Origin of the sequence: Streptomyces sp. GC420 (assembly GCF_009916105.1) — a bacterium.
Lineage (GTDB): Bacteria > Actinomycetota > Actinomycetes > Streptomycetales > Streptomycetaceae > Streptomyces.
This window is the reverse complement of the sequence record NZ_JAAAXQ010000081.1, coordinates 1-24,672: the sequence shown is the minus strand read 5'-3', so window position 1 is coordinate 24,672 and position 24,672 is coordinate 1. Positions and strand designations below refer to the sequence as shown.

Here is a 24,672-nt window from a genome sequence, read left to right as displayed (position 1 = left end):
CGCCCACCGGCGCGCCCCGGTCCCCGGAGCGTGCGGCGTTACGCGGGGGCAGGTCCCCACAACATTCGTCGCCGCCTCGCCGATGACCTGGCGAGAGGCGGTTGGACAGGGAGAAACGACAAGGTGGCAGCACCGAACAAGGGCCGAAAGGCGGGGTCCCAGAGCAGGCCGGGGCGCGCTCTGGCCCTGATCCTCATCGCCATGGTGGCGCTCACCGGGGGGATGTTCCTTTCCGGTCACACCACACCGCGGCTGGGCATCGACCTCGCGGGCGGGACGAGCATCACCCTCCGGGCGAAGAGCGAGCCGGGCAAGGAAAACGCGGTCAACGAGACCAACATGAACACGGCCGTGAGCATCATCGAGCGCCGTGTCAACGGTCTCGGTGTCTCCGAGGCCGAGGTGCAGACGCAGGGCCGCGAGAACATCATCGTCAACATCCCCAAGGGGACGAACGAGAAGCAGGCCCGGGAACAGGTCGGCACGACCGCCCAGCTGTACTTCCGCCGGGTGCTGAACCAGGCACTCGCAGAGGGCGCCGCCGACCCCTCCGCCAGCCCCTCGCCGGGCGCATCGGCCTCCGGCGGCGACAAGGCGAACTCCTCCGCCTCCCCCTCGGCCTCCGCTTCCGCGTCGGCGAGCACCAGCCCGTCGGCCGGCGCCACCACCCAGGGCCGCGCCGTGCCCGAGGCGCTGAAGGCCACCGAGAGCCCGTCCGCCTCCGCGAGCAGCGGCGACAAGGCCGGCGACGAGGCCAAGGCCTCCGAGACCCCCGCGCCGTCCGCCTCCGAGTCCGCCGCCACCAGCGCCATCGAGAAGAAGTTCGCGGAGGTCGACTGCACCGACCGCGAGGAGCGCACGAAGGTGAACGAGGGCGCCAAGCCCTCCGACACCATCGTGGCCTGCGGCAAGGACTCCGCCGGAGCCTGGAACAAGTACATCCTCGGGCCCTCCGAGCTCGCCGGCACCGACGTCGACAGCGCCAGCGCGGTCATCAGCACGCAGACCGGCGCCTGGATCGTCCAGATGAAGTTCACGGACAAGGGCGCCGACAAGTTCGCCAAGGTCACCGGTGAGATCGCCGCCGCGACCCCGAACCAGTTCGCCATCGTCCTCGACGGCGAGGTGCAGTCCGCCCCCTCCGTCTCCAGCTCCATCCCCGGCGGCCAGGCGGAGATCTCCGGCAGCTTCGACCAGCAGTCCGCGGAGTCCCTCGCCAACGTGCTGTCGTACGGTGCCCTGCCGCTGTCCTTCGAGGAGCAGAGCGTCACCTCGGTCACCGCGGCCCTCGGCAGCGAGCAGCTCCACGCAGGCCTGATCGCGGGCGCCATCGGCCTCGCGCTCGTCATCGTCTACCTCGTGGTCTACTACCGCGGCCTGTCCGTCGTCGCGCTGCTGAGCCTCCTCGCCTCCGCGATCCTCACCTACACGATCATGACGCTGCTCGGCCCCGGCATCGGCTTCGCGCTGAACCTGCCGGCCGTCTGCGGTGCCATCGTCGCCATCGGCATCACGGCCGACTCGTTCATCGTGTACTTCGAGCGCATCCGGGACGAGATCCGCGAGGGGCGCACCCTGCGCCCGGCCGTGGAGCGGGCCTGGCCCCGCGCCCGGCGCACCATCCTGGTCTCGGACTTCGTGTCGTTCCTGGCCGCGGCGGTGCTGTTCGTCGTCACCGTCGGCAAGGTCCAGGGCTTCGCGTTCACGCTCGGCCTCACCACGCTGCTCGACGTCGTCGTGGTGTTCCTGTTCACCAAGCCGGTGATGACGATGCTCGCCCGTACGAAGTTCTTCTCAGGCGGCCATCCGTGGTCGGGTCTCGACCCGACGCGGCTGGGGGCGAAGCCGCCGCTGCGCCGCTCCCGTCGCGTCACCGCCCCCATCGACCCGAAGGAGGCGTGAGATGTCCCGACTCGGCAATCTCGGCGCCCGGCTCTACCGCGGTGACGTCGGCTACGACTTCATCGGCAAGCGGAAGATCTGGTACGGTGTCTCGATCCTGATCACGATCACGGCCGTCCTCGCCCTGGCCGTGCAGGGCCTGAACATGGGCATCGAGTTCAAGGGCGGCGCGGTCTTCACGACGCCGAAGACCACGGCCTCGGTCGAACAGGCCAAGGAAGCGGCGGAGGAGTCCTCCGGCCACCCCGCCATCGTCCAGAAGCTCGGCAACGGCAGTCTGCGCATCCAGATCAGCGAGGTCGACACCGCCAAGGCGGACGCGATCAGGGAGGACCTCTCCAAGGACCTCTCCGTCCCGACCGAGAAGATCGGCGCGGAACTGGTCGGCCCGAGCTGGGGCGCCCAGATCGCCAACAAGGCGTGGACCGGGCTCGGGGTCTTCATGATCCTCGTGGTGATCTACCTGGCGATCGCCTTCGAGTGGCGCATGGCCGTCGCCGCGCTCGTCGCCCTGATCCACGACATCACGATCACCGTCGGCATCTACGCGCTCGTCGGCTTCGAGGTCACCCCCGGCACGGTCATCGGCCTGCTGACCATCCTCGGTTACTCGCTGTACGACACGGTCGTCGTCTTCGACAGCCTCAAGGAATCCAGCAAGGACATCACCAAGCAGACCCGCTGGACCTACAGCGAGATCGCCAACCGCAGCATCAACGGCACCCTGGTGCGCTCCATCAACACCACCGTCGTGGCGCTGCTGCCGGTCGCCGGCCTGCTGTTCATCGGCGGCGGCTTCCTCGGCGCGGGCATGCTCAACGACATCTCGCTGTCGCTGTTCGTCGGTCTCGCCGCCGGTGCGTACTCCTCGATCTTCATCGCCACCCCGCTCGTCGCCGACCTCAAGGAACGCGACCCGCAGATGAAGGCCCTGAAGAAGCGGGTCCTCGCCCGCCGTGCCGCCGACGCGGCCAAGGCCGAGCAGGGCGAGCAGGGGCCCATGGCCGACGCGGAGCCCGAGGCCGCCGCGGCGGGCTCCGGAATCGCGGGGCAGCGCCGGCAGGCCGACGGCCGCGGCCGGGGCCGCGGCGGACGCGCCTCGGGGAAGCGCCGATGACCGGGATAGGCGAACTGCTGCTCAGCCGCATCCGGGACGTCGCCGACTATCCGAAGCCGGGTGTGCTGTTCAAGGACATCACGCCGCTGCTCGCCGACCCGGCGGCCTTCACCGCGCTCACCGACGCACTCGCCGAGCTGTGCGTCCGGCACGGCGCGACGAAGATCGTCGGACTTGAGGCGCGCGGCTTCATCCTGGCCGCACCCGTCGCGGTCCGCTCCGGCATCGGCTTCATCCCCGTGCGCAAGGCGGGGAAGCTGCCCGGCGCGACCCTCTCGCAGGCGTACGAGCTGGAGTACGGCACCGCCGAGATCGAGGTGCACGCCGAGGACCTCGCGGCGGGCGACCGCGTCATGGTCATCGACGACGTCCTCGCCACCGGCGGCACCGCCGAGGCCTCGCTGGAGCTGATCCGGCGGGCCGGGGCCGACGTGGCGGGCGTCTCCGTCCTGATGGAGCTGGCGTTCCTCCAGGGCCGGGCCCGGCTGGAGCGTGCCCTGGCGGGCGCCCCGCTGGAGGCCCTTATCACCCTGTGACGGAGGCCGCCGGGGACCGGCGGCGGCACACGAGGGCGGACACCCCGCGCAGCCCGGGTGTCCGCCCTCACACGTCTCACGGAATGTGACCGAAAGCGGCCCACCGCTCCGGCTCGATACCATGGGCAGCCCGGACCCGTTTCCGGGGCCGGTACCCGCATGAGGAGCGCTCTTGCCAGACGAGGCCAAGCCCCTGACCGCCGCCCAGCCGGAACAGCAGTCCGCGCCGGCCGCGGCGGCCGAAGCCGCGCCCGGGAAGAGTGCCGACACAGCCCAGCAGCCACGCAAGCCCCAGCAGTCCCCCCGGCCGCAGGAGTCCGCGGACCCGCCGCCGGCGGGGCCGGGCGCGGGCGGCGGCGCCACCGAGCGGGTCGTGCCCGCCAAGCCCGCCCCGGCACCCTCCCGCTCCGGAGGTTCCTCCAGCCGGGTGAGGGCCCGCCTCGCCCGTCTGGGGGTGCAGCGTTCCAGCCCGTACAACCCGGTCCTGGAGCCCCTGCTGCGGATAGTGCGCAGCAACGACCCGAAGATCGAGACCGCGACGCTCCGCCAGATCGAGCGGGCCTACCAGGTGGCCGAGCGCTGGCACCGCGGCCAGAAGCGCAAGAGCGGCGATCCGTACATCACGCACCCCCTCGCCGTCACCACCATCCTGGCCGAGCTGGGTATGGATCCGGCCACCCTGATGGCCGGACTGCTGCACGACACGGTCGAGGACACCGAGTACGGCCTCGACCAGCTGCGCCGGGACTTCGGCGACTCCGTCGCCCTGCTCGTCGACGGTGTCACCAAGCTGGACAAGGTCAAGTTCGGCGAGGCCGCGCAGGCCGAGACGGTCCGCAAGATGGTGGTCGCCATGGCCAAGGACCCCCGGGTCCTGGTCATCAAGCTCGCCGACCGGCTGCACAACATGCGCACCATGCGCTACCTCAAGCGCGAGAAGCAGGAGAAGAAGGCCCGCGAGACGCTGGAGATCTACGCCCCGCTGGCGCACCGGCTGGGTATGAACACCATCAAGTGGGAGCTGGAGGACCTCGCCTTCGCGATCCTCTACCCCAAGATGTACGACGAGATCGTCCGCCTCGTCGCCGAGCGCGCCCCCAAGCGTGACGAGTACCTGGCCACGGTCATCGACGAGGTGCAGGCCGACCTGCGCGCCGCCCGCATCCGCGCCACCGTCACGGGCCGCCCCAAGCACTACTACAGCGTCTACCAGAAGATGATCGTCCGCGGCCGCGACTTCGCGGAGATCTACGACCTGGTGGGCATCCGCGTCCTCGTCGACACCGTGCGCGACTGCTACGCCGCGCTCGGCACCGTCCACGCCCGGTGGAACCCGGTCCCGGGACGGTTCAAGGACTACATCGCGATGCCCAAGTTCAACATGTACCAGTCGCTGCACACGACGGTGATCGGTCCCGGCGGCAAGCCGGTCGAGCTCCAGATCCGCACCTTCGACATGCACCGCCGCGCCGAGTACGGCATCGCCGCGCACTGGAAGTACAAGCAGGAGGCCGTCGCGGGCGCCTCCAAGGTGCGCACCGACGTGCCCCGCAGGGCCGGCAAGGACGACGCCGTCAACGACATGGCGTGGCTGCGGCAACTGCTCGACTGGCAGAAGGAGACGGAGGACCCGGGCGAGTTCCTGGAGTCGCTGCGCTTCGACCTGTCGCGCAACGAGGTCTTCGTCTTCACCCCCAAGGGCGATGTCATCGCGCTGCCGGCCGGCGCCACCCCGGTCGACTTCGCCTACGCCGTCCACACCGAGGTCGGCCACCGCACCATAGGGGCGCGCGTCAACGGACGCCTCGTCCCACTCGAATCGACCCTGGACAACGGCGACCTGGTGGAGGTCTTCACCTCCAAGGCGGCCGGCGCGGGCCCGTCCCGCGACTGGCTGGGCTTCGTCAAGTCGCCCCGGGCCAGGAACAAGATCCGTGCCTGGTTCTCCAAGGAGCGCCGCGAGGAGGCCATCGAGCAGGGCAAGGACGCCATCGCCCGGGCGATGCGCAAGCAGAACCTGCCGATCCAGCGCATCCTCACGGGCGACTCGCTGGTCACCCTGGCCCACGAGATGCGCTACCCCGACATCTCGTCCCTGTACGCGGCGATCGGCGAGGGCCACGTGGCCGCGCAGAACGTCGTGCAGAAACTGGTGCAGGCCCTCGGCGGCGAGGACGCCGCCAACGAGGACATCGCCGAGTCCGTCGCCCCTTCGCGCAGCCGCCGCAAGCGCCGCTCGTCCACCGACCCCGGCGTGGTCGTCAAGGGCGTCGACGACGTGTGGGTGAAGCTGGCCCGCTGCTGCACCCCGGTGCCGGGAGACCCGATCATCGGCTTCGTCACCCGCGGCAGCGGCGTGTCGGTGCACCGCGCGGACTGCGTCAACGTGGACTCCCTGTCGCAGCAGCCCGAGCGGATCCTCGACGTCGAGTGGGCGCCTACGCAGTCCTCGGTCTTCCTCGTCGCCATACAGGTCGAGGCACTGGACCGCTCCCGGCTCCTCTCGGACGTCACCCGGGTCCTGTCCGACCAGCACGTCAACATCCTGTCCGCGGCCGTCCAGACCTCGCGCGACCGGGTGGCCACCTCCCGGTTCACCTTCGAGATGGGCGACCCCAAGCACCTGGGGCACGTCCTGAAGGCCGTACGCGGCGTCGAGGGCGTCTACGACGTCTACCGGGTCACATCGGCCCGCAGACCCTAGTACGGGGCCTCAGCGGGCGCTCCAGCCCCTTTGGGCGCGGAGCGCCACCGCACGGACGCGAGAGGGGCTCCCGGCGACGATCGCCGGGAGCCCCTCCTCCGTGTCCTTCGTGCTCCGCCCGCCACGCGGGGCTCGGGCCACGCGGGATCAGGTCAGCCGCCGAACTCCTGCAGCGCCTTCAGCGCCTGGTCGAGCAGCGCCTGACGGCCCTCGAGCTCCTTGGCGAGCTTGTCGGCCTTCGCGGTGTTGCCGACCGCGCGGGCCTGCTCCTCCTGGGCCCTGAGCTTGTCCACGGCCGCCTGCAGCTGACCGGTCAGCCCCTCGGCACGGGCCCGCGCCTCCGGGTTGGTGCGCCGCCACTCGGCCTCCTCGGACTCCTGCAGCGCCCGCTCCACGGCGTGCATCCGGCCCTCGATCCTCGGCCGGGCGTCCCGCGGCACGTGGCCGATGGCCTCCCAGCGCTCGTTGATGTGGCGGAACGCGGCGCGGGCCGACTTGAGGTCCTTGACCGGGAGGAGCTTCTCCGCCTCCACGGCCAGTTCCTCCTTGAGCTTGAGGTTCTCGGCCTGCTCGGCGTCCCGCTCCGCGAAGATCTCGCCGCGCGCGGCGAAGAAGACGTCCTGGGCACTGCGGAAGCGGTTCCACAGCACCTCCTCGGCCTCGCGCTGGGCGCGGCCTGCGGCCTTCCACTCCGCCATCAGGTCGCGGTAGCGGGCGGCGGTCGGACCCCAGTCGGTGGAGCCGGAGAGTGCCTCGGCCTCGGCGACCAGCCTCTCCTTGATCCTCCTGGCGTCCTCGCGCTGTGCGTCGAGAGCCGCGAAGTGCGCCTTGCGCCGCTTGGAGAAGGCCGAGCGGGCGTGCGAGAAACGGTGCCACAGCTCGTCGTCGGACTTGCGGTCCAGGCGCGGCAGCCCCTTCCAGGTGTCGACCAGCGCGCGCAGCCGCTCGCCCGCCGCCCGCCACTGCTCACTCTGCGCCAGCTCCTCGGCCTCCGCGACCAGCGCCTCCTTGGCGTGCCTGGCCTCGTCGGTCTGCTTCGCCTTCTGGGCCTTGCGCTCCTCACGGCGGGCCTCGACCGTCTGCGTCAGCGCGTCGAGCCGCTTGCGCAGCGCGTCGAGGTCGCCCACGGCGTGGTGCTCCTCGACCTGGGTGCGCAGATGGTCGATGGCGGTCAGCGCGTCCTTCGCGGACAGATCGGTGGTCTTCACCCGGCGTTCGAGGAGGCCGATCTCGACGACGAGCCCCTCGTACTTGCGCTCGAAGTAGGCCAGGGCCTCCTCGGGGCTGCCCGCCTGCCACGAACCGACGACCTTCTCACCATCGGCCGTACGCACGTACACGGTGCCCGTCTCGTCGACGCGGCCCCACGGGTCGCTGCTCACAGCGCCTCCTCCACATGATGCCGTCGAAGGACCTCTTGGGTCCTCGGGCATCGTCCACAGTTTCCCACCGGCGGGGCCGCGCCCCGTCGGGTCCGACGTCTCGCAAATTTCTTGATCAGGGTCATGATCAGGATCGGGGTCAGGGCTGCCGCCGTCGGCTCAGGCACCCTGCACACGCCAACATAGGCGACCGGCGGCCCGGCTGTCCGCATCCAGCGCGACCGAAATTTCGCAGTTCGCGCGGGGAAGCGGGACACGGCCGGGCCGTCACCGGTCGCGACCGGCCGGCCCCGCTCCCCGGGGTCCCGGGAGCACCGGCGACCGGTCATTCCTTCTCGACCGTGGCCTTCTCGATGGTCACGGCCTTCTTCGGCGCACCGTCCGTTGCTCCGCCCTCGACGCCCGCCTTGCCGACCGTCTCGACGATCTTCAGGCTGTCCTTGTCCAGGGTTCCGAACGGCGTGTACGAGGGCGGCAGCTTGGAGTCCTTGTAGACGAGGAAGAACTGGCTGCCGCCGCTGTCCGGCTGACCGGTGTTCGCCATGGCGACCGTGCCGGCCGGGTAGGTCACCGTGCCGTCCTCGCCGGCCTTGCCGAGCCCGTCGAGGTTCTCGTCCGGGATGTTGTAGCCGGGACCGCCGGACCCGGTGCCCTCCGGGTCGCCGCACTGAAGCACGAAGATACCCGCTGTGGTCAGCCGGTGGCACTTGGTGTCGTCGAAGTAGCCCTTGTCGGCGAGGTACTTGAACGAGTTCACCGTGTGCGGGGTCTTCGACGCGTCCATGGCGAACTTGATGTCGCCCTGGCCGGTCTTGAGCGCCATCGTGTACGTGGCCTTCTTGTCGATCTTCATCGAGGGCTCGGGCGAGGCCGACGGCGTCGCGGACGGGGTGGCGCTCGCCTCGGCGGCGCTGTCCTTCTTGTCGCCGTCACTCTTGAACGCCCCCGCGGCGGCCGCGCCGGCGCCCGCGACCACGACCACGGCGAGCGTCGTGGCGATCACCGCGTTGCGGCGGCGCCCTTTGCGCCGGGCCTCCTCGCGGCGCTGCTGCTGGCGCAAGTACTTCTCCCGGGCGAGCTGCCGCCGTCGCTGATCGCTGCTGACCACCGGTGGACTCTCCTTGTCGGATCTGGTCGCTGGTTGTTGCCCCGTACCGTATATGGGTTACCTGGGCGGGGAGCGGCGCCGGTAGGCTCTGAACAGCCGCATTCACCGCGACGCGAGATTCTGCTTCGAGATGTAGAGGACGAACGTGCTCATTGCCGGGTTCCCCGCCGGGGCCTGGGGGACCAATTGTTACCTGGTCGCCCCCGCCGCCGGCGAGGAGTGCGTGATCATCGATCCGGGCCACGAGGCCACCGACGGAGTCGAGGAAGCGCTCCGCAGGCATCGGCTCAAGCCCGTCGCCGTCGTCCTCACCCACGGCCACCTCGACCATGTCGCCTCGGTCGTCCCCGTCTGCGGGGCGCACGACGTGCCCGCGTGGATCCACCCCGACGACCGGTACATGATGAGCGACCCGGAGAAGGCCCTCGGCCGCTCCATCGGAGCTCAGCTCCTGGGTGAACTGACCATCGGCGAGCCGGACGACGTACGCGAGCTGACCGACGGCGCGAAGCTGTCGCTGGCCGGCCTGGAGCTGACCGTCGCGCACGCCCCCGGCCATACGAAGGGGTCGGTGACCTTCGCCCTCCCGGAGGCGGCGGACATCCCGCCGATCCTGTTCTCGGGCGACCTGCTGTTCGCCGGCTCCATCGGACGCACCGACCTGCCGGGCGGTGACATGGACGAGATGCTCGAATCGCTGGCCCGCGTGGTCCTGCCGCTCGACGACTCGACCGTGGTGCTCCCGGGCCACCAGGGCCAGACGACCATCGGCCGCGAGCGCGCCACCAACCCGTACCTGCGGCAGGTGGCCGCCGGCCTCGGGAGCACCGAAGCTCCCCGACGAGGAATGTGACGAGAGACTTCCCGTGAGTACCTTCCAGGCCCCCAAGGGCACCTACGACCTGATCCCGCCGGACTCCGCGGCCTACCTCGCGGTCCGCGAGGCCATTGCCGCCCCGCTGCGGCGCTCCGGCTACGGCTATGTCGAGACCCCCGGCTTCGAGGACGTCGAACTGTTCGCGCGCGGCGTCGGCGAGTCCACCGACATCGTGACCAAGGAGATGTACGTCTTCGAGACGAAGGGCGGCTCCCGGCTCGCCCTGCGCCCCGAGGGCACCGCCTCCGTGCTGCGCGCCGCGCTGCAGGCCAACCTCCACAAGCAGGGGCTGCCGGTCAAGCTCTGGTACTCGGGCTCGTACTACCGCTACGAGCGCCCGCAGAAGGGCCGCTACCGCCACTTCTCGCAGGTCGGCGCCGAGGCGATCGGGGCCGAGGACCCGGCGCTCGACGCCGAGCTGATCATCCTCGCCAACGACGCCTACCGCTCGCTGGGCCTGTCGAACTTCCGGATCCTGCTGAACTCGCTGGGCGACAAGGAGTGCCGTCCCGCCTACCGGGCCGCGCTCCAGGACTTCCTGCGCGGACTCGACCTGGACGAGGACACCCGGCGCCGCATCGACATCAACCCGCTGCGCGTCCTCGACGACAAGCGGCCCGCCGTGCAGGCGCAGCTGGTCGGCGTCCCGCTGCTGCGCGACCACCTGTGCGAGGCCTGCAAGGAGTACCACGAGCAGGTGCGCGAGCTGCTGAACGACGCGGGCGTCGACTTCGAGGACGACCCCAAGCTGGTCCGCGGCCTGGACTACTACACCCGCACGACCTTCGAGTTCGTCCACGACGGCCTGGGCTCCCAGTCCGCGGTGGGCGGCGGCGGGCGCTACGACGGCCTGTCCGAGATGATCGGCGGCCCCGCGCTGCCCTCGGTGGGCTGGGCGCTGGGCGTCGACCGGACGGTACTGGCACTGGAGGCCGAGGGCATCGAGCTCGAACTCCCCGCCGCGACGACCGTGTTCGCGGTGCCGCTGGGCGAGGAGGCGAGGCGGGTCCTGTTCGCCAAGGTCTCCGAGCTGCGCCGGGCGGGCGTCGCCGCGGACTTCGCGTACGGCGGCAAGGGGATCAAGGCGGCGATGAAGGCCGCCAACCGCTCCGGCGCCCGCTTCGCCGTCGTGGCGGGCGAGCGCGACCTCGCCGAAGGCGTCGTGCAGCTGAAGGACATGCGGACGGGCGAGCAGGAGCCGGTCGCCCTCGACGCGATCGTCGACCGCCTCCGCGCTCCGGGAGCCTGACCGCCGCACGCTCTGCGGCCCGCCGCCGGCCCTCCGGGGCGCCGGCGGCGGGCGTTGGACAGGGCCTCCTGGCACGTGGTCGGCACGATGGTGGTGCCCGATTCCGCGCGGAGCCGGATCGGGTCCCAGAACTGCCTGCGGGCGGCCGGGTCGAAACCGGTGGTCGGCTCGTCGAGCAGCAGCTCCGGGGCGCCGATCACACCGAGTGCCACGTCCAGGCGCCGCCGCTGCCCGCCGGAGAGCGCCTTGACACGGCTGCCCGCCTTCGCCTCCAGGCCGACCAGCGCGATCACCTCGGCGGGGTCGCGGGGTGACGGGTAATAGCGGGCGAAGTGGCTCACGGTCTCGCGGACCGTCAACTCCGAGGGCGCCGATTCATCCTGCCAGACGATTCCTGCGCGGGAATTGCGCCGGCTGTCCGGGGTGGCCGGGTCGCCGCCGAGGACGGTCACCCCGCCCCCGTCCCGTCGGCGCTGTCCCTGCAGGATCTCCAACGTGGTGCTCTTGCCCGCCCCGTTGGGACCGAGGATTCCGAACACCTCACCATGCCTGATGTCCAGGTCCATGCCGTCGACCGCGGTCACCTCGCCGCACCGCTTGCGAAGTCCGCGGACGTGAACTGCGTGTTCCGTCATGGTTCCGAGGCTCGCCGTGGAGTGGCCGGTTCGGTACGACCGGTCGTACAGGGCCGTGTCCACCGAACGGTGGACACGGCACCACGGCCCGGCCGGTTGCGGCAGAATGTGCCTGCCCCTGCAGGGGCGGGTGGCTGGTCGAGTGACGGAACGGCGAGATGGCGACGACTGTGGTGGACGAGGCGGATTCCGCGAAGCGGGAACAGGGCGGCACGGCAGGGACCACCGGCGCGAGCCGGGGCTTCTCGGTCCTGCTCATCATCTGCGGCGCCCTCGGGCTGCTCGCCTCCGCCGTGATCACGCACGACAAGATGGAGATCCTCGCCAATCCCGACTACCAGTCGGCTTGCAGCATCAATCCAGTCCTGTCCTGCAACAACATCATGGAGAGCTGGCAGGCGAGCGTCTTCGGCTTCCCGAACCCCTTCATCGGCTGGGTCGCCTACCCGATCATCATCGGCGCGGGCGCCGGGCTGCTGGCCGGGGGCCGCCACCGCCGCTGGTACTGGCTCACCATGCAGGCGGGCACCGTTTTCGGGGTGCTCTTCGTGACCTGGCTGCAGTACTCCTCGCTGTACGACATCGGCGCGCTGTGCCTGTGGTGCTGCCTGGCCTGGGTCGTCACGATCCTGCTGTTCTGGTACACGCTGGTGCACAACATCGAAACCGGTGTCATCCGGACCGGCGAGGGTCTGCGCCGCAACGTCCTGGAGTTCCACTGGGCCGTCCCGGTCCTCTGGGTCGGCATCATCGCCATGCTGATCCTGACGCGGTGGGGCAGCGCCCTCTGGTCCTGAACGCGCTCCCGCCCGGGCACGCGCTCCCGCCCGGGCACGCGCTCCCGGGGCGCGGCCGCCGCCCGGACGGCGATGTCAGTGCGGTGACATAGGCTCTCCGGCGTGGAGCCCGACCTGTTCACCGCCGCCGCAGAGGACCGCCAGGAGAAGGACCCGGCCAGCACACCCCTGGCCGTCCGGATGCGCCCGCGCACCCTCGACGAAGTCGTCGGCCAGCAGCACCTGCTGCGGCCCGGGTCCCCACTGCGCCGGCTCGTCGGCGAGGGGGGCGGCGGCCCCGCCGGAGCCTCCTCGGTGATTCTCTGGGGCCCGCCCGGCACCGGCAAGACGACCCTGGCGTACGTGGTCTCCAAGGCCACCAACAAGCGTTTCGTGGAACTCTCCGCGATCACCGCCGGCGTCAAGGAGGTCCGGGCCGTCATCGAGGGCGCCCGCCGCGCCTCCGGGGGATTCGGCAAGGACACCGTCCTCTTCCTCGACGAGATCCACCGCTTCAGCAAGGCCCAGCAGGACTCCCTGCTCCCTGCCGTCGAGAACCGCTGGGTCACCCTCATCGCGGCGACCACGGAGAACCCCTACTTCTCGATCATCTCCCCGCTGCTGTCCCGCTCCCTGCTCCTCACCCTCGAACCGCTCACCGAGGACGATCTGCGGATGCTCCTCGGGCGCGCCCTGACCGAGGACCGGGGCCTCGGCGGCGCCGTGACGCTCGCCGGCGACGCCCAGACGCACCTCCTGCGGATCGCCGGCGGTGACGCGCGCCGCGCGCTGACCGCCCTGGAGGCCGGCGCCGGGGCGGCCATGGCCAAGGGCGAGCCGGAGATCACCCTGCGGACCCTGGAGGAGACGGTCGACCGGGCCGCCGTGAAGTACGACCGTGACGGCGACCAGCACTACGACGTGGCGAGCGCGCTGATCAAATCCATCCGCGGCTCCGACGTGGACGCGGCACTGCACTACCTGGCCCGCATGATCGAGGCGGGGGAGGACCCCCGGTTCATCGCGCGGCGGCTGATGATCTCCGCGAGCGAGGACATCGGCCTCGCGGACCCGGGCGCGCTGCCCCTCGCGGTCGCCGCGGCCCAGGCCGTGGCGATGATCGGCTTCCCGGAGGCCGCACTGACCCTGAGCCACGCGACCATCGCCCTCGCCCTCGCGCCCAAGTCCAACTCGGCGACGACGGCGATCGGCGCCGCGCTCGCGGACGTGCGGGCGGGACTCGCCGGCCCGGTCCCGCCCCATCTGCGCGACGGCCACTACAAGGGGGCGGCCAAGCTCGGCCATGCCCAGGGCTATGTCTATCCGCACGACGTGCCCGGCGGCATCGCTGCCCAGCAGTACGCCCCTGACGCGATCAGCGGCAGGCTGTACTACGACCCCACCCGCTACGGCGCGGAGGCGCGGTACGCGGACGTCGTCGAACGGGTCCGCGCCCGGCTGCGCGGCGAGCAGCCGGAGGGCCGGACGGCCGACCGCGCCGACTGATCCCGGTCGGGCCCCGCCGAACCGCCCCGCCGAGTCCGCCGGACCCCCGGTGCCGTGACCGCGCTAGACCGCCGCCTCGAAGAGCCCGTGCATGGCGCGGCGCAGCCCGGCCACGTCCCGTACCGGCTCGGGGAACTCGAACCGCGCGTCGAAGCAGTCCTCCCCCGTCCCGAAGCGGATCCGCAGTCCGAAGCGGTCCAGCGCCAACGGGACGGCGCGGCCGCCCGCCGCCTCCGCGTCCGCCTCCCGCTCACCGAGCAGCACGCTCAGCCCGCGCACCTGATCGGCGTGCGCCGAGTGCAGGTGCTGGAGCAGCTCCGCCTCGTGCCCGGCCAGCGGGTCGCAGGCCGCGGCGGCGAACTCCTCCGCGTCCACGTCCGCGGCGCCCCACAGGTCCTCGACCCGGGCCCCGTCCACCTCCAGGCGCAGCAGCACCCACGCCGCGCGGCCGGACGGCCCGGGCGCGGGGCCGGTTCCGAGGATCTCCTGTACGCCGAGGAGTCCGCCGACGGGATGCCGCCGCGCCAGCAGCATCGCGCAGAGCGCGCGCTCCTCGGGACGTACGGCGGTGAGCCGGCCGGAGACCGCGGCGCGGGCCCTGATCCGGTGCGGGACCGAGACCGGGGCGACGTCCGTGACGTCCATCACAACGGGAAGATCGTCGGCCTGTGCGTGAGCGGCCGCCCCGGCGGCGACGGAGTCCCCCGGGACCAGTAGAATCACGTCACCGTCAGGCGTCACCGTGCGAGCCACGGGGACGCCCCAGCCGACATCCTCGGCTTCAGCACTCGGCAGAGTGAGGGATACTGAGGTGTTGGACTCTACGAGAGTGCGTACGCGCTCGGCACCGGTGGGCTGTCGAGTGCCTTCCATGGGACGCGGCTGACCCGGTTCGGGGCTGCCCGGCGCGGATTCGTCCGTGGCGGGGCCGGCACTGGACAGGGGGATCCCAGGTCGAGACATACGTCCTCCTCGTCGCACAAGCACTAAGGTAAGGCTCACCTAACTTACATGGAGGTTCGTTCCACGTGAACCAGTCGCGTCCCAAGGTCAAGAAGTCGCGAGCGCTCGGCATCGCGCTGACCCCCAAGGCCGTGAAGTACTTCGAGGCCCGCCCGTACCCGCCGGGTGAGCACGGCCGTGGCCGCAAGCAGAACAGCGACTACAAGGTCCGTCTGCTCGAGAAGCAGCGGCTGCGCGCTCAGTACGACATCAGCGAGCGCCAGCTGGCCCGTGCCTATGACCGCGCTCGGAAGGTCACCGGCAAGACGGGCGAGGCCCTCATCGTCGAGCTTGAGCGCCGTCTGGACGCGCTCGTCCTTCGTTCGGGCCTTGCCCGCACGATCTACCAGGCCCGCCAGATGGTCGTTCACGGCCACATCGAGGTCAACGGCCGCAAGGTCGACAAGCCCTCGTTCCGCGTCTCCCCGGACGACGTGGTGATGGTCCGCGAGCGCAGCCGCGAGAAGCACCCCTTCCAGGTCGCCCGTGAGGGTGGCTACGACACCGAGGGTGAGACCCCGCGCTACCTGCAGGTCAACCTCAAGGCGCTGGCCTTCCGCCTGGACCGGGAGCCCAACCGCAAGGAGATCCCGGTGATCTGCGACGAGCAGCTCGTCGTCGAGTACTACGCCCGCTGATCAGCCCCGTCTGATCCGGCCGCAGCACACGCACCACCGGCCCGCCGTCTCCCCGCCCGAAGCGGAGGGGAGCCGGCGGGCTCTCGCGTCCCGCGGCACCTCCGCGCCGCCCGCGGTCCGCGGCGGCCGAGCGCCGTGGCGGCCGGCGGGCGCACCGTGCGGAGGCCCGGGACAACTGCCCTCCCGGGCACCGGTAATGCGGTTCGGGTGGCGGGCCCGGGCGCGATAGGCTCGGATCTCATCCGCCGTCCGGGCAGGACGGCGTCCTCAGAGCGATTTCGGAAGAGCGGTGCAACGTGTCCGGTGGAGAGGTGGCCGGGATCCTCGTGGCCGTCTTCTGGGCGATCCTCGTGTCGTTCCTCGCCGTGGTGCTGGTGAGGCTCGCGCAGACGCTCAGGGCGACCACCAAGCTCGTGGCCGAGGTCTCGGAGCAGGCGGTTCCGCTGCTCGCCGAGGCGTCCGCGACCGTGCGCTCGGCGCAGACCCAGCTCGACCGGGTCGACGCGATCGCCTCCGACGTCCAGGAGGTCACCTCCAACGCCTCCGCGCTCTCCACCACCGTGGCCTCCACCTTCGGCGGCCCGCTGGTCAAGGTCGCGGCCTTCGGGTACGGCGTCCGCAGGGCGATCGGCCGCAAGGAGCCGGCGCCCGCACCCACCCGCCGTACGGTGATCGTCGGACGCACCCTGCCCTCGGCACGGCGCGGCGGCCGGCGGGGCCGCGGAGCGAAGGACTGAGCACGGATGTTCCGCCGCACGTTCTGGTTCACCGCGGGCGCAGCCGCCGGCGTCTGGGCCACCACCAAGGTCAACCGCAAGCTGAAGCAGCTCACCCCCGAGAGTCTCGCCGCGCAGGCGGCCGACAAGGCGATCGAGGCGGGCCACCGGCTCAAGGACTTCGCCCTCGACGTCAGGGCGGGCATGGCCGAGCGCGAGGAACAACTGGGCGACGCGCTGGGGCTCAACACCCCCGGGCCCGCCGGACTCCCGCCGCAGCGCAGGCTCGCCGCCCTCGAGAACAAGCGCCTCGAGAACAAGCGCCTCGAGAACAAGCGCCTCGAGATCAAGCACCACGACACGTACCACGACCGGAATGAGGACCACTGATGGAGTCGGCTGAAATCCGCCGCCGCTGGCTGAGCTTCTTCGAAGAGCGCGGGCACGCCGTCGTCCCTTCGGCGTCGCTCATCGCGGACGACCCGACTCTGCTCCTCGTCCCCGCCGGCATGGTCCCCTTCAAGCCGTACTTCCTCGGCGAGGTCAAGCCCCCCTTCCCGCGTGCCACCAGCGTCCAGAAGTGCGTCCGCACCCCGGACATCGAAGAGGTCGGCAAGACCACCCGCCACGGCACCTTCTTCCAGATGTGCGGCAACTTCTCCTTCGGGGACTACTTCAAGGAAGGCGCGATCAAGTACGCCTGGGAGCTGCTCACCACGCCCCAGGACAAGGGCGGTTACGGGCTGGACCCCGACCGCCTGTGGATCACCGTCTACCTCGAGGACGACGAGGCCGAACGCATCTGGCGCGAGGTCGTGGGCGTGCCCGCCGAGCGCATCCAGCGCCTGGGCAAGAAGGACAACTACTGGTCCATGGGGGTCCCCGGCCCCTGCGGACCCTGCTCCGAGATCAACTACGACCGCGGCCCCGAGTTCGGCGCCGAGGGCGGCCCCGCCGTCAACGACGAGCGCTACGTGGAGATCTGGAACCTGGTCTTCATGCAGTACGAGCGCGGTGAGGGCACCTCCAAGGAGGACTTCGAGATCCTCGGTGAGCTCCCGTCGAAGAACATCGACACCGGCCTCGGCCTCGAACGTCTCGCCATGATCCTGCAGGGCGTGCAGAACATGTACGAGATCGACACCTCCATGGCCGTCATCGACAAGGCCACCGAACTCACCGGTGTCCGCTACGGCGACGCCAAGCACTCCGACGTCTCGCTGCGCGTGGTCACCGACCACATGCGCACGTCCGTCATGCTCATCGGCGACGGCGTCACCCCCGGCAACGAGGGCCGCGGCTACGTCCTGCGCCGCATCATGCGCCGCGCCATCCGCAACATGCGCCTCCTCGGTGCCACCGGCCCCGTCGTCAAGGACCTGATCGACGTCGTGATCGCCACGATGGGGGAGCAGTACCCGGAGCTCGTCACCGACCGGGGGCGCATCGAGACCGTCGCGCTTGCCGAGGAGGCCCGCTTCCTCAAGACCCTCAACGCCGGCACGAACGTCCTCGACAGCGCCGTCGGCGAGACCAAGGCCTCCGGCTCCTCGGTGCTCCCCGGCGACAAGGCCTTCCTGCTGCACGACACCTGGGGCTTCCCCATCGACCTCACCCTGGAGATGGCCGCCGAACAGGGCCTCTCCGTGGACGAGGACGGCTTCCGCCGCCTGATGAAGGAGCAGCGGGAGCGCGCCAAGGCCGACGCCAGGGCCAAGAAGACCGGCCACGCCGACCTCTCCGCCTACCGTGAGATCGCCGACGCCTCCGGTTCCACCGAGTTCACCGGCTACACGCTCACCGAGAACGAGTCGACCGTCGTCGGCCTGCTCGCCAACGGTGTGCCCTCACCCGCCGCCACCGAGGGCGACGAGGTCGAGGTCATTCTCGACCGGACCCCGTTCTACGCCGAGGGCGGCGGGCAGCTCGCCGACACCGGCCGCATCAGGCTCGACAACGGCGCCGTCGTGGAGGTCCGCGACGTGCAGCAGCCCGTGCCCGGTGTCTCCGTGCACAAGGGCTCGGTGCAGGTCGGCGAGGTCACCGTGGGTGCCTCGGCCCACGCAGCCATCGACGTGCGCAGGCGCCGCGCCATCGCCCGCGCCCACAGCGCCACCCACCTCACCCACCAGGCGCTGCGCGACGCCCTCGGCCCCACAGCCGCCCAGGCCGGCTCCGAGAACTCGCCCGGCCGCTTCCGCTTCGACTTCGGCTCGCCGAGCGCCGTGCCCGGCACCGTGCTCACCGACGTCGAGCAGAAGATCAACGAGGTGCTGACCAGGGAGCTCGACGTCCAGGCCGAGATCATGAGCATCGACGAGGCCAAGAAGCAGGGCGCCATCGCCGAGTTCGGCGAGAAGTACGGCGAGCGGGTCCGTGTCGTCACCATCGGTGACTTCTCCAAGGAGCTGTGCGGCGGCACGCACGTCCACAACACCGCCCAGCTCGGTCTGGTGAAGTTGCTCGGCGAGTCCTCCATCGGCTCCGGCGTGCGCCGTATCGAGGCCCTCGTCGGTGTCGACGCCTACAACTTCCTGGCCCGCGAGCACACCGTCGTCGCCCAGCTCCAGGAACTGGTCAAGGGCCGTCCCGAGGAGCTCCCGGAGAAGATCTCCGGGATGCTCGCCAAGCTCAGGGACGCCGAGAAGGAGATTGAGAAGTTCCGCGCCGAGAAGGTCCTCGCCGCGGCCGCCGGTCTCGCCGAGAGCGCCCGCGACGTCGGGGGCATCGCCCTGGTCACCGGACAGGTGCCGGACGGCACCACCGCCGACGACCTGCGCAGGCTCGTCCTCGACGTGCGCGGCCGTATCCCCGGCGGCCGTCCCGCCGTCGTCGCCCTGTTCACCGCCGTGGGCGGCAAGCCGCTGACCGTCATCGCCACCAACGAGGCCGCCCGCGAACGCGGTCTCAAGGCGGGCGAGCTGGTCCGCGCCGCCGCCAAGACCCTCGGCGGCGGCGGCGGCGGCAAGCCGGACGTCGCCCAGGGCGGCGGGCAGAACCCGGCCGCCATCGGTGACGCCGTGGCCGCCGTCGAGCGTCTCGTCGCGGAAACCGCCTGATGCGGCGGGGCAGACGCCTCGCCGTCGATGTCGGGGACGCCCGCATCGGGGTCGCCTCGTGCGACCCCGACGGGGTCCTCGCCACACCCGTGGAGACAGTGCCGGGACGTGATGTCCCGGCGGCCCTGCGGCGCCTCGCGGCGCTCGTCGCGGAGTACGAACCCGTCGAGGTGCTGGTCGGCCTGCCGCGCTCGCTGAGCGGCGCGGAAGGTCCGGCCGCGGCGAAGGTCAGGGCCTTCGCGCAGCGGCTCGCGGGCCAGATCGCACCGGTACCCGTACGGCTGGTCGACGAAAGGATGACCACGGTCACGGCTGCCCAGGGGCTCCGCGCCTCCGGCGTGAGGACGAAGAAGGGCCGCTCGGTCATCGACCAGGCGGCAGCCGTGATCATCCTTCAACACGCACTTGAGGCCGAACGGGCGTCTGGAAGTCCCCCAGGGGAGTGCATCGATCCGGTTGTCTGATCGCGGTACGGTAACGTTCCGCGCATGTGCCAGTGTTCGAACAGCTCGCACACAGCAGGAGAGGCGGACCGGATGCCGTGCCACAGGCGCTCTGCAGCCGTCGCCTCGCGGCTCTAGGGGCAAGATGACTGATTATGGCCGGGGCCCCGGCTCCGAACCGTGGCACCCAGAGGACCCGTTGTACGGGGACCAGGGGTGGAGAGGTCAGCAGGCCGCGGACGGCCAGGATCCCTACGCCGGGCAGTCGCAGCAGCAGTACCCCGAGCAGGCACAGGCACAGGCGCAGTACGGCGACGGCGGGCAGGACCCGTATCTCCAGCAGCAGTACCAGCAGCAGTACGGGCAGCAGCCCTACGACCAGCAGCAGTACCAGCAGGGGTCGTACGACCAGCAGCAGTACCAGCAGCAGTACCAGCAACAGCAGTACCAGCAGCAGTACCAGCAGGGGCAGTACGACCAGCAGCAGTACCAGCAGCAGCAGCAGTACTACGGCGACGGCGGCACCGGCGCATGGAACGGCGCCCAGGCGGCCGACGCGGGCTACGGCAACGGTCCCGGGGACCCGTACGTCCAGCAGCACGGCGCGGGCTACGGCGGCGAGCAGCCCGACCACTACGGCACCCCCGGCGCCTATCCGCCGCCGCAGCCCCCGGGCACGCGGGGCCGGCAGCCGGACGACCAGGGGTACGGCCGGGACGGGGGGCAGGAGGAACAGCAGGACTGGGACTCTCCGGCGGAGGAACCCGAGCACCCGTTCTTCGCGGGTACCGAGGACGACGCGCGTAGCGGCAGTCGCGGTGGACGCCGCCGTCCCCCGCACGACGACGATGACGGCGGCGAGGACGACGAGCCGCGCTCCGGACGCCGGTCGGACCGTGAGCAGCGCGAGGACGGCCGCGGCAGGGGCGGCGAGCCCAGGAAAGGCCGCAGTGGCATGGCCTGCCTGATCGTCGCCGTGGTTCTCGTCGGCGGCGTCGGCGGGGTGGCCTACTACGGCTATCAGTTCTACCAGGGGCGTTTCGGCGCCGCTCCGGATTTCGCGGGAAGCGGCAACGGAACCGTGACGGTCGAGATCCCGGACGACACCCCGCTGAACGGCATAGGCCAGATCCTCAAGGAAAAGGGAGTCGTCAAGAGCGTGGACGCCTTCGTGTCCGCGGCCCAGGACAACTCCAAGAGCCAGTCGATCCAGGCGGGCGTCTACACCCTCAGGAAAGAGATGTCCGCGAGCGCCGCCATCGAGCTCATGCTCGACCCGAGCAGCCTGAGCAACTTCATCGTGGCGGAGGGCCGGCGAAACGTTCAGGTCTACGAACTCATCGACAAGCGCCTCGGCCTGAAAAAGGGGACCACCGCCGATGTCGCCAAGAAGGAGGCCGACAACCTGGGCCTCCCGGACTGGGCGAACGACGACCCGGATATAAAGGACCCGCTGGAGGGGTTCCTCTTCCCGGCCGCGTACAGCGTCACGGAGGAGAAGAAGCCCAAGGACGTCCTGAAAGAAATGGTCGCCAGGGCGAACAAGGAATACAGCGCCTACGACCTCGAGGCCAAGGCCGAGGAGCTGGGCCTGACTTCACCACTGCAGGTCATCACCGTCGCCAGCCTGGTGCAGGCGGAGGGGAAGACGCACGACGACTACCGGAAGATGGCTTCCGTCATCTACAACCGTCTCAAACCCACGAACACCGACACCAACCAGAAGCTGGAATTCGACTCGGCCTTCAATTACCTGAAGAACCAGAGCGAAATCAATATCGCGACGAGCGAGATCCGTAACTTCGACGACCCCTACAACACCTACTTCTACAGGGGGTTGCCGCCGGGCCCGATCGACAATCCGGGCAAGGTCGCTCTGGAAGCGGCCATGAAACCGGACAAGGGTGCCTGGATGTACTTCGTCTCCGTGGACGGCGACAAGACGCAGTTCGCCAAGACGCTGCAAGAACACAACAAACTGGTCGAGGAATTCAATGCACGGCAACGAAGCGGCGGGTAACGGAACTACGGCCCGGAGGGCAGCCGTCCTCGGCTCACCGATCGCCCACTCCCTTTCCCCCGTGCTGCACCGCGCCGCGTACCGGGCCCTCGGGCTCACCGGCTGGTCGTACGACCGCTTCGAGGTCGACGAGGCCGGGCTGCCGGCCTTCCTCGAGAAGCTCGACGCCTCGTGGGCGGGGCTCTCGCTGACCATGCCGCTCAAGCGGGCCGTCATACCGCTGGTGGACGAGATCAGCGACACCGCGGCCTCCGTCGAGGCGGTCAACACGGTCGTTCTCACCGAGGACGGCCGGCGGCTCGGCGACAACACCGACATTCCGGGGATGATCGCGGCGCTGCGTGAGCGCGGGGTGGACAAGCTGGAGTCCGCGGCCGTCCTCGGCGCCGGAGCCACCGCCTCCTCCGCGCTCGCCGCCCTCTCCCGCATCTGCGACGGCCCGGTCACCACCTACGTGCGCAGCCAAGCCCGCGCCGACGAGATGCGCAGATGGGGCGCCCGCCTCGGGGTCGACGTCGTCGTCGCGGACTGGACGGACGCGGCACGGGCGTTCGGCGCCCCCCTCGTCGTGGCCACGACCCCCGCCGGGACGACGGACGCCCTGGCGGAAGCTGTTCCCGAGCGGCCCGGCACCCTGTTCGACGTCCTGTACGAGCCCTGGCCGACCGCGCTGGCCGCCGCGTGGAGCAACCGCGGCGGCGCCGTGGTCGGCGGCCTCGACCTGCTCGTCCACCAGGCGGTGCTCCAGGTCGAGCAGATGACGGGCCGCTCTCCCGCACCCCTGGACGCCATGAGGAGCGCCGGGGAAGAGGCGCTCGCCGCACGCGAGGCCCCCCGCTAGTGCCGCGTCGGCCGAGGTTCGCCCCGTCGCGACGCCCTGCACGGCACTCGCCCGCAGCCCTCCGGGCGCGGGGGGTACGCCCACGCTGCGTTGGCCGAATGCCCGAGCAGGCCCACTACGAGGGCTTCCGGCCGCCTTGCGATGCTCCCCCTGCCTCCGGCGGGAGGTGCCCCCGGCACCGGACGCCGCTCCTCAGCGGGCAAACCCCGACCGACGCGGCACTAGGTCCCCCGCCATACCCTCGCGGGGGCCGGCGACCGGTGCGAGGGGGCGGCACGAGCCGGTCCGGTTCACCGTCACCGCCCGTCACCCCCCCCCCGTCCACGTGCTGGACCGGCGAAGAGACGGGGCTCGCGGACGTGGGAGGATCGTAAGCAGGCGGGCCCGGGCCTCGCACCAGGTCGGGAGGCCGCGCCGTCGCAGTCCGAGCCGCGAGTTTGAGGAGCACCGTTGAGCAAGTTGCGTTGGCTGACCGCGGGGGAGTCCCACGGACCCGCACTTGTGGCGACGCTGGAGGGTCTGCCCGCCGGCGTGCCGATCACCACCGAGATGGTGGCGGACCACCTGGCCAGGCGGCGGCTCGGTTACGGTCGCGGCGCGCGGATGAAGTTCGAGCGCGACGAGGTCACCTTCCTGGGCGGCGTGCGGCACGGGCTCACCATGGGTTCGCCGGTGGCGGTCATGGTCGGCAACACCGAGTGGCCGAAGTGGGAGAAGGTCATGGCCGCCGACCCGGTGGACCCGGACGAGCTGGCCCAGCTGGCGCGCAACGCGCCGCTGACCCGGCCCCGCCCCGGCCACGCCGACCTCGCGGGCATGCAGAAGTACGGCTTCGACGAGGCCCGGCCGATCCTCGAGCGGGCCTCCGCCCGGGAGACGGCGGCGCGGGTGGCGCTGGGCGCGGTCGCGCGGTCGTACCTGAAGGAGACCACGGGCATCGAGATCGTCTCGCACGTCGTGGAACTCGCCTCGGCCAAGGCCCCCTACGGCGTGTACCCCACGCCCGCGGACGTCGAGAGGCTCGACGCCGATCCGGTGCGCTGCCTCGACGCCGACGCGTCGAAGGCGATGGTCGCGGAGATCGACCAGGCCCACAAGGACGGCGACACCCTCGGGGGTGTGGTCGAGGTGCTGGCGTACGACGTGCCGGTGGGGCTGGGCTCGCACGTCCACTGGGACCGCAGGCTGGACGCCCGGCTGGCGGCCGCCCTGATGGGCATCCAGGCGATCAAGGGCGTGGAGGTCGGCGACGGCTTCGACCTGGCCCGGGTGCCCGGCTCGAAGGCGCACGACGAGATCCTGGCGACCCCCGACGGCATCAGGCGCGCCTCCGGGCGCTCCGGCGGCACCGAGGGCGGCCTGTCCACGGGCGAACTGCTGCGCGTAAGGGCCGCGATGAAGCCCATCGCGACCGTGCCGCGGGCGCTGCGGACCGTCGACGTCGAGACCGGCGAGGCGGCGCAGGCCCACCACCAGCGCTCGGACGTGTGCGCGGTGCCGGCGGCCGGGATCGTGGCCGAGGCCATGGTCGCGCTGGTCCTCGCGGACGCGGTCGCGGAGAAGTTCGGCGGCGACAGCGTGACCGAGACCCGCCGCAATGTCACGTCCTACCTCGAGAACCTGCGGATCCGATGAGCACCGGCCCGAGGATCATCCTGGTCGGCCCGATGGGGGTCGGGAAGTCCACCGTCGGCGCGCTCCTCGCCGAGCACCTCGGCCTGACCTACCGGGACACCGACGCAGACATCGTCGCGGCCGAGGGCCGCCAGATCTCGGACATCTTCGTCGACGACGGCGAGGCGGCCTTCCGGCAGATGGAACGCGAGGCCGTCGCCCGCGCGATCGCCGAGCACGACGGCGTACTCGCCCTCGGCGGCGGCGCGATCCTGGACGCCTCCACCCGGGCGCTGCTCGCCGGCCGCCCCGTCGTGTTCCTCGACGTGGACGTCGCCGAGGCCGTCAAGCGGGTGGGGATGAACACCGCGCGCCCGCTGCTCGCCGTGAATCCGCGCCAGCAGTGGCGCACCCTGATGGACGCGCGCAGGCCCCTCTACACGGAGGTGGCCCGCGCCGTCGTCGACACGAACGACCACACTCCGGAAGAGGTCGCGCAGGCCGTGCTCGACGCTCTGGAGCCACCCCACCCCCCGGGGGACAGCCC

Annotated in this window: 20 protein-coding genes and 1 pseudogene; 17 read left to right on the top strand and 4 right to left on the bottom strand. The window is 71.0% G+C overall.

Annotated features, from left to right (window positions below; translation table 11 throughout):
* Positions 1–123: 123 nt before the first annotated feature.
* The 4 genes from secD (at position 124) to GUY61_RS13065 (ending at position 6,259) form a co-directional block, all read left to right on the top strand.
* Entirely contained in the window at positions 124–1,902 is a 1,779-nt protein-coding gene (gene secD, locus GUY61_RS13080; protein ID WP_166630292.1) for a protein translocase subunit SecD, read from the top strand.
* Position 1,903: 1 nt separating this feature from the next.
* On the top strand, positions 1,904–3,019 hold the full coding sequence (gene secF / locus GUY61_RS13075) for a protein translocase subunit SecF (protein ID WP_166630291.1): 1,116 nt from the start codon (positions 1,904–1,906) through the stop codon (positions 3,017–3,019).
* Positions 3,016–3,555, top strand: a complete 540-nt coding sequence (locus tag GUY61_RS13070) for an adenine phosphoribosyltransferase (RefSeq protein WP_166630290.1) — start codon at positions 3,016–3,018, stop codon at positions 3,553–3,555. The genes secF and GUY61_RS13070 overlap by 4 nt, the downstream gene beginning before the upstream one ends.
* A gap of 172 nt (positions 3,556–3,727) precedes the next feature.
* Positions 3,728–6,259, top strand: coding sequence for a bifunctional (p)ppGpp synthetase/guanosine-3',5'-bis(diphosphate) 3'-pyrophosphohydrolase (locus GUY61_RS13065; RefSeq protein WP_166630289.1), 2,532 nt, complete (start codon positions 3,728–3,730; stop codon positions 6,257–6,259).
* Between the two features lie 152 nt (positions 6,260–6,411).
* Here the strand turns inward: GUY61_RS13065 and GUY61_RS13060 are convergent, their stop codons facing one another.
* Both GUY61_RS13060 and GUY61_RS13055 read right to left on the bottom strand, forming a co-directional pair.
* On the bottom strand, positions 6,412–7,641 hold the full coding sequence (locus tag GUY61_RS13060; RefSeq protein ID WP_166630288.1) for a DUF349 domain-containing protein: 1,230 nt from the start codon (positions 7,639–7,641) through the stop codon (positions 6,412–6,414).
* Between the two features lie 325 nt (positions 7,642–7,966).
* A complete protein-coding gene (locus tag GUY61_RS13055) occupies positions 7,967–8,749 on the bottom strand; it encodes a peptidylprolyl isomerase (RefSeq protein WP_166630287.1) in 783 nt (260 codons plus the stop codon).
* Between the two features lie 145 nt (positions 8,750–8,894).
* On the opposite strand from GUY61_RS13055, the gene GUY61_RS13050 reads away from it, so the two are divergent.
* The gene (locus GUY61_RS13050) at positions 8,895–9,602 is read left to right on the top strand and encodes an MBL fold metallo-hydrolase (RefSeq protein ID WP_166630286.1); all 708 of its coding nucleotides are present in this window, start codon (positions 8,895–8,897) and stop codon (positions 9,600–9,602) included.
* Positions 9,603–9,615: 13 nt separating this feature from the next.
* A complete protein-coding gene (hisS, locus tag GUY61_RS13045) occupies positions 9,616–10,875 on the top strand; it encodes a histidine--tRNA ligase (protein WP_166630285.1) in 1,260 nt (419 codons plus the stop codon).
* Positions 10,876–10,948: 73 nt separating this feature from the next.
* Here hisS and GUY61_RS13040 read toward each other — a convergent pair.
* A pseudogene (locus tag GUY61_RS13040) lies at positions 10,949–11,510 on the bottom strand (ABC transporter ATP-binding protein); the annotation flags it as partial.
* Positions 11,511–11,668: 158 nt separating this feature from the next.
* On the opposite strand from GUY61_RS13040, the gene GUY61_RS13035 reads away from it, so the two are divergent.
* Positions 11,669–12,307, top strand: coding sequence for a vitamin K epoxide reductase family protein (locus GUY61_RS13035; protein ID WP_166630284.1), 639 nt, complete (start codon positions 11,669–11,671; stop codon positions 12,305–12,307).
* Positions 12,308–12,409: 102 nt separating this feature from the next.
* Positions 12,410–13,792 carry a replication-associated recombination protein A gene (locus GUY61_RS13030; protein ID WP_166630283.1) on the top strand — a complete coding sequence of 461 codons (1,383 nt, stop codon included), beginning with the start codon at positions 12,410–12,412 and terminating at the stop codon, positions 13,790–13,792.
* 63 nt (positions 13,793–13,855) lie between these two features.
* On the opposite strand, the gene GUY61_RS13025 is transcribed toward GUY61_RS13030, so the two are convergent.
* Positions 13,856–14,755 (bottom strand): DUF2470 domain-containing protein, encoded by a 900-nt coding sequence (locus tag GUY61_RS13025; protein ID WP_166630282.1) that lies wholly within the window; start codon positions 14,753–14,755, stop codon positions 13,856–13,858.
* Positions 14,756–14,820: 65 nt separating this feature from the next.
* Between GUY61_RS13025 and rpsD the strand changes: the two genes are divergently transcribed.
* The 9 genes from rpsD to GUY61_RS12980 all read left to right on the top strand — a co-directional run.
* A complete protein-coding gene (gene rpsD / locus GUY61_RS13020) occupies positions 14,821–15,432 on the top strand; it encodes a 30S ribosomal protein S4 (RefSeq protein ID WP_166630281.1) in 612 nt (203 codons plus the stop codon).
* Positions 15,433–15,728: 296 nt separating this feature from the next.
* Positions 15,729–16,169, top strand: coding sequence for a DUF948 domain-containing protein (locus GUY61_RS13015; protein ID WP_166630280.1), 441 nt, complete (start codon positions 15,729–15,731; stop codon positions 16,167–16,169).
* Positions 16,170–16,175: 6 nt separating this feature from the next.
* Positions 16,176–16,538: a DUF6167 family protein gene (locus tag GUY61_RS13010; protein WP_166630279.1), complete on the top strand. Its 363-nt coding sequence runs from the start codon at positions 16,176–16,178 to the stop codon at positions 16,536–16,538.
* Positions 16,538–19,207, top strand: a complete 2,670-nt coding sequence (gene alaS, locus GUY61_RS13005) for an alanine--tRNA ligase (protein WP_166630278.1) — start codon at positions 16,538–16,540, stop codon at positions 19,205–19,207. Before GUY61_RS13010 ends, alaS begins: the two co-directional genes overlap by 1 nt.
* Positions 19,207–19,671: a Holliday junction resolvase RuvX gene (ruvX, locus tag GUY61_RS13000; RefSeq protein WP_166630277.1), complete on the top strand. Its 465-nt coding sequence runs from the start codon at positions 19,207–19,209 to the stop codon at positions 19,669–19,671. The genes alaS and ruvX overlap by 1 nt, the downstream gene beginning before the upstream one ends.
* A gap of 124 nt (positions 19,672–19,795) precedes the next feature.
* On the top strand, positions 19,796–21,670 hold the full coding sequence (gene mltG / locus GUY61_RS12995) for an endolytic transglycosylase MltG (RefSeq protein WP_166630276.1): 1,875 nt from the start codon (positions 19,796–19,798) through the stop codon (positions 21,668–21,670).
* The gene (locus tag GUY61_RS12990) at positions 21,645–22,511 is read left to right on the top strand and encodes a shikimate dehydrogenase (RefSeq protein WP_166630275.1); all 867 of its coding nucleotides are present in this window, start codon (positions 21,645–21,647) and stop codon (positions 22,509–22,511) included. The genes mltG and GUY61_RS12990 overlap by 26 nt, the downstream gene beginning before the upstream one ends.
* A 450-nt stretch (positions 22,512–22,961) precedes the next feature.
* Positions 22,962–24,146, top strand: a complete 1,185-nt coding sequence (gene aroC, locus GUY61_RS12985; RefSeq protein ID WP_166630274.1) for a chorismate synthase — start codon at positions 22,962–22,964, stop codon at positions 24,144–24,146.
* The coding region (locus GUY61_RS12980) for a shikimate kinase (RefSeq protein WP_166630273.1) at positions 24,143–24,672 on the top strand (530 nt) is incomplete at its 3' end. The genes aroC and GUY61_RS12980, both read left to right, overlap by 4 nt.

What these genes read in the sequence shown, in the direction of transcription:
- secF (WP_166630291.1), top strand. Translation starts at nt 1,904, where the DNA reads ATGTCCCGACTCGGCAATCTCGGCGCCCGGCTCTACCGCGGTGACGTC.
- GUY61_RS13070 (WP_166630290.1), top strand. Translation starts at nt 3,016, where the DNA reads ATGACCGGGATAGGCGAACTGCTGCTCAGCCGCATCCGGGACGTCGCC.
- GUY61_RS13035 (WP_166630284.1), top strand. Translation starts at nt 11,669, where the DNA reads ATGGCGACGACTGTGGTGGACGAGGCGGATTCCGCGAAGCGGGAACAG.
- GUY61_RS13025 (WP_166630282.1), bottom strand. Translation starts at nt 14,755, where the DNA reads ATGTCTCGACCTGGGATCCCCCTGTCCAGTGCCGGCCCCGCCACGGAC.
- GUY61_RS13010 (WP_166630279.1), top strand. Translation starts at nt 16,176, where the DNA reads ATGTTCCGCCGCACGTTCTGGTTCACCGCGGGCGCAGCCGCCGGCGTC.
- alaS (WP_166630278.1), top strand. Translation starts at nt 16,538, where the DNA reads ATGGAGTCGGCTGAAATCCGCCGCCGCTGGCTGAGCTTCTTCGAAGAG.
- ruvX (WP_166630277.1), top strand. Translation starts at nt 19,207, where the DNA reads ATGCGGCGGGGCAGACGCCTCGCCGTCGATGTCGGGGACGCCCGCATC.
- mltG (WP_166630276.1), top strand. Translation starts at nt 19,796, where the DNA reads ATGACTGATTATGGCCGGGGCCCCGGCTCCGAACCGTGGCACCCAGAG.
- GUY61_RS12990 (WP_166630275.1), top strand. Translation starts at nt 21,645, where the DNA reads ATGCACGGCAACGAAGCGGCGGGTAACGGAACTACGGCCCGGAGGGCA.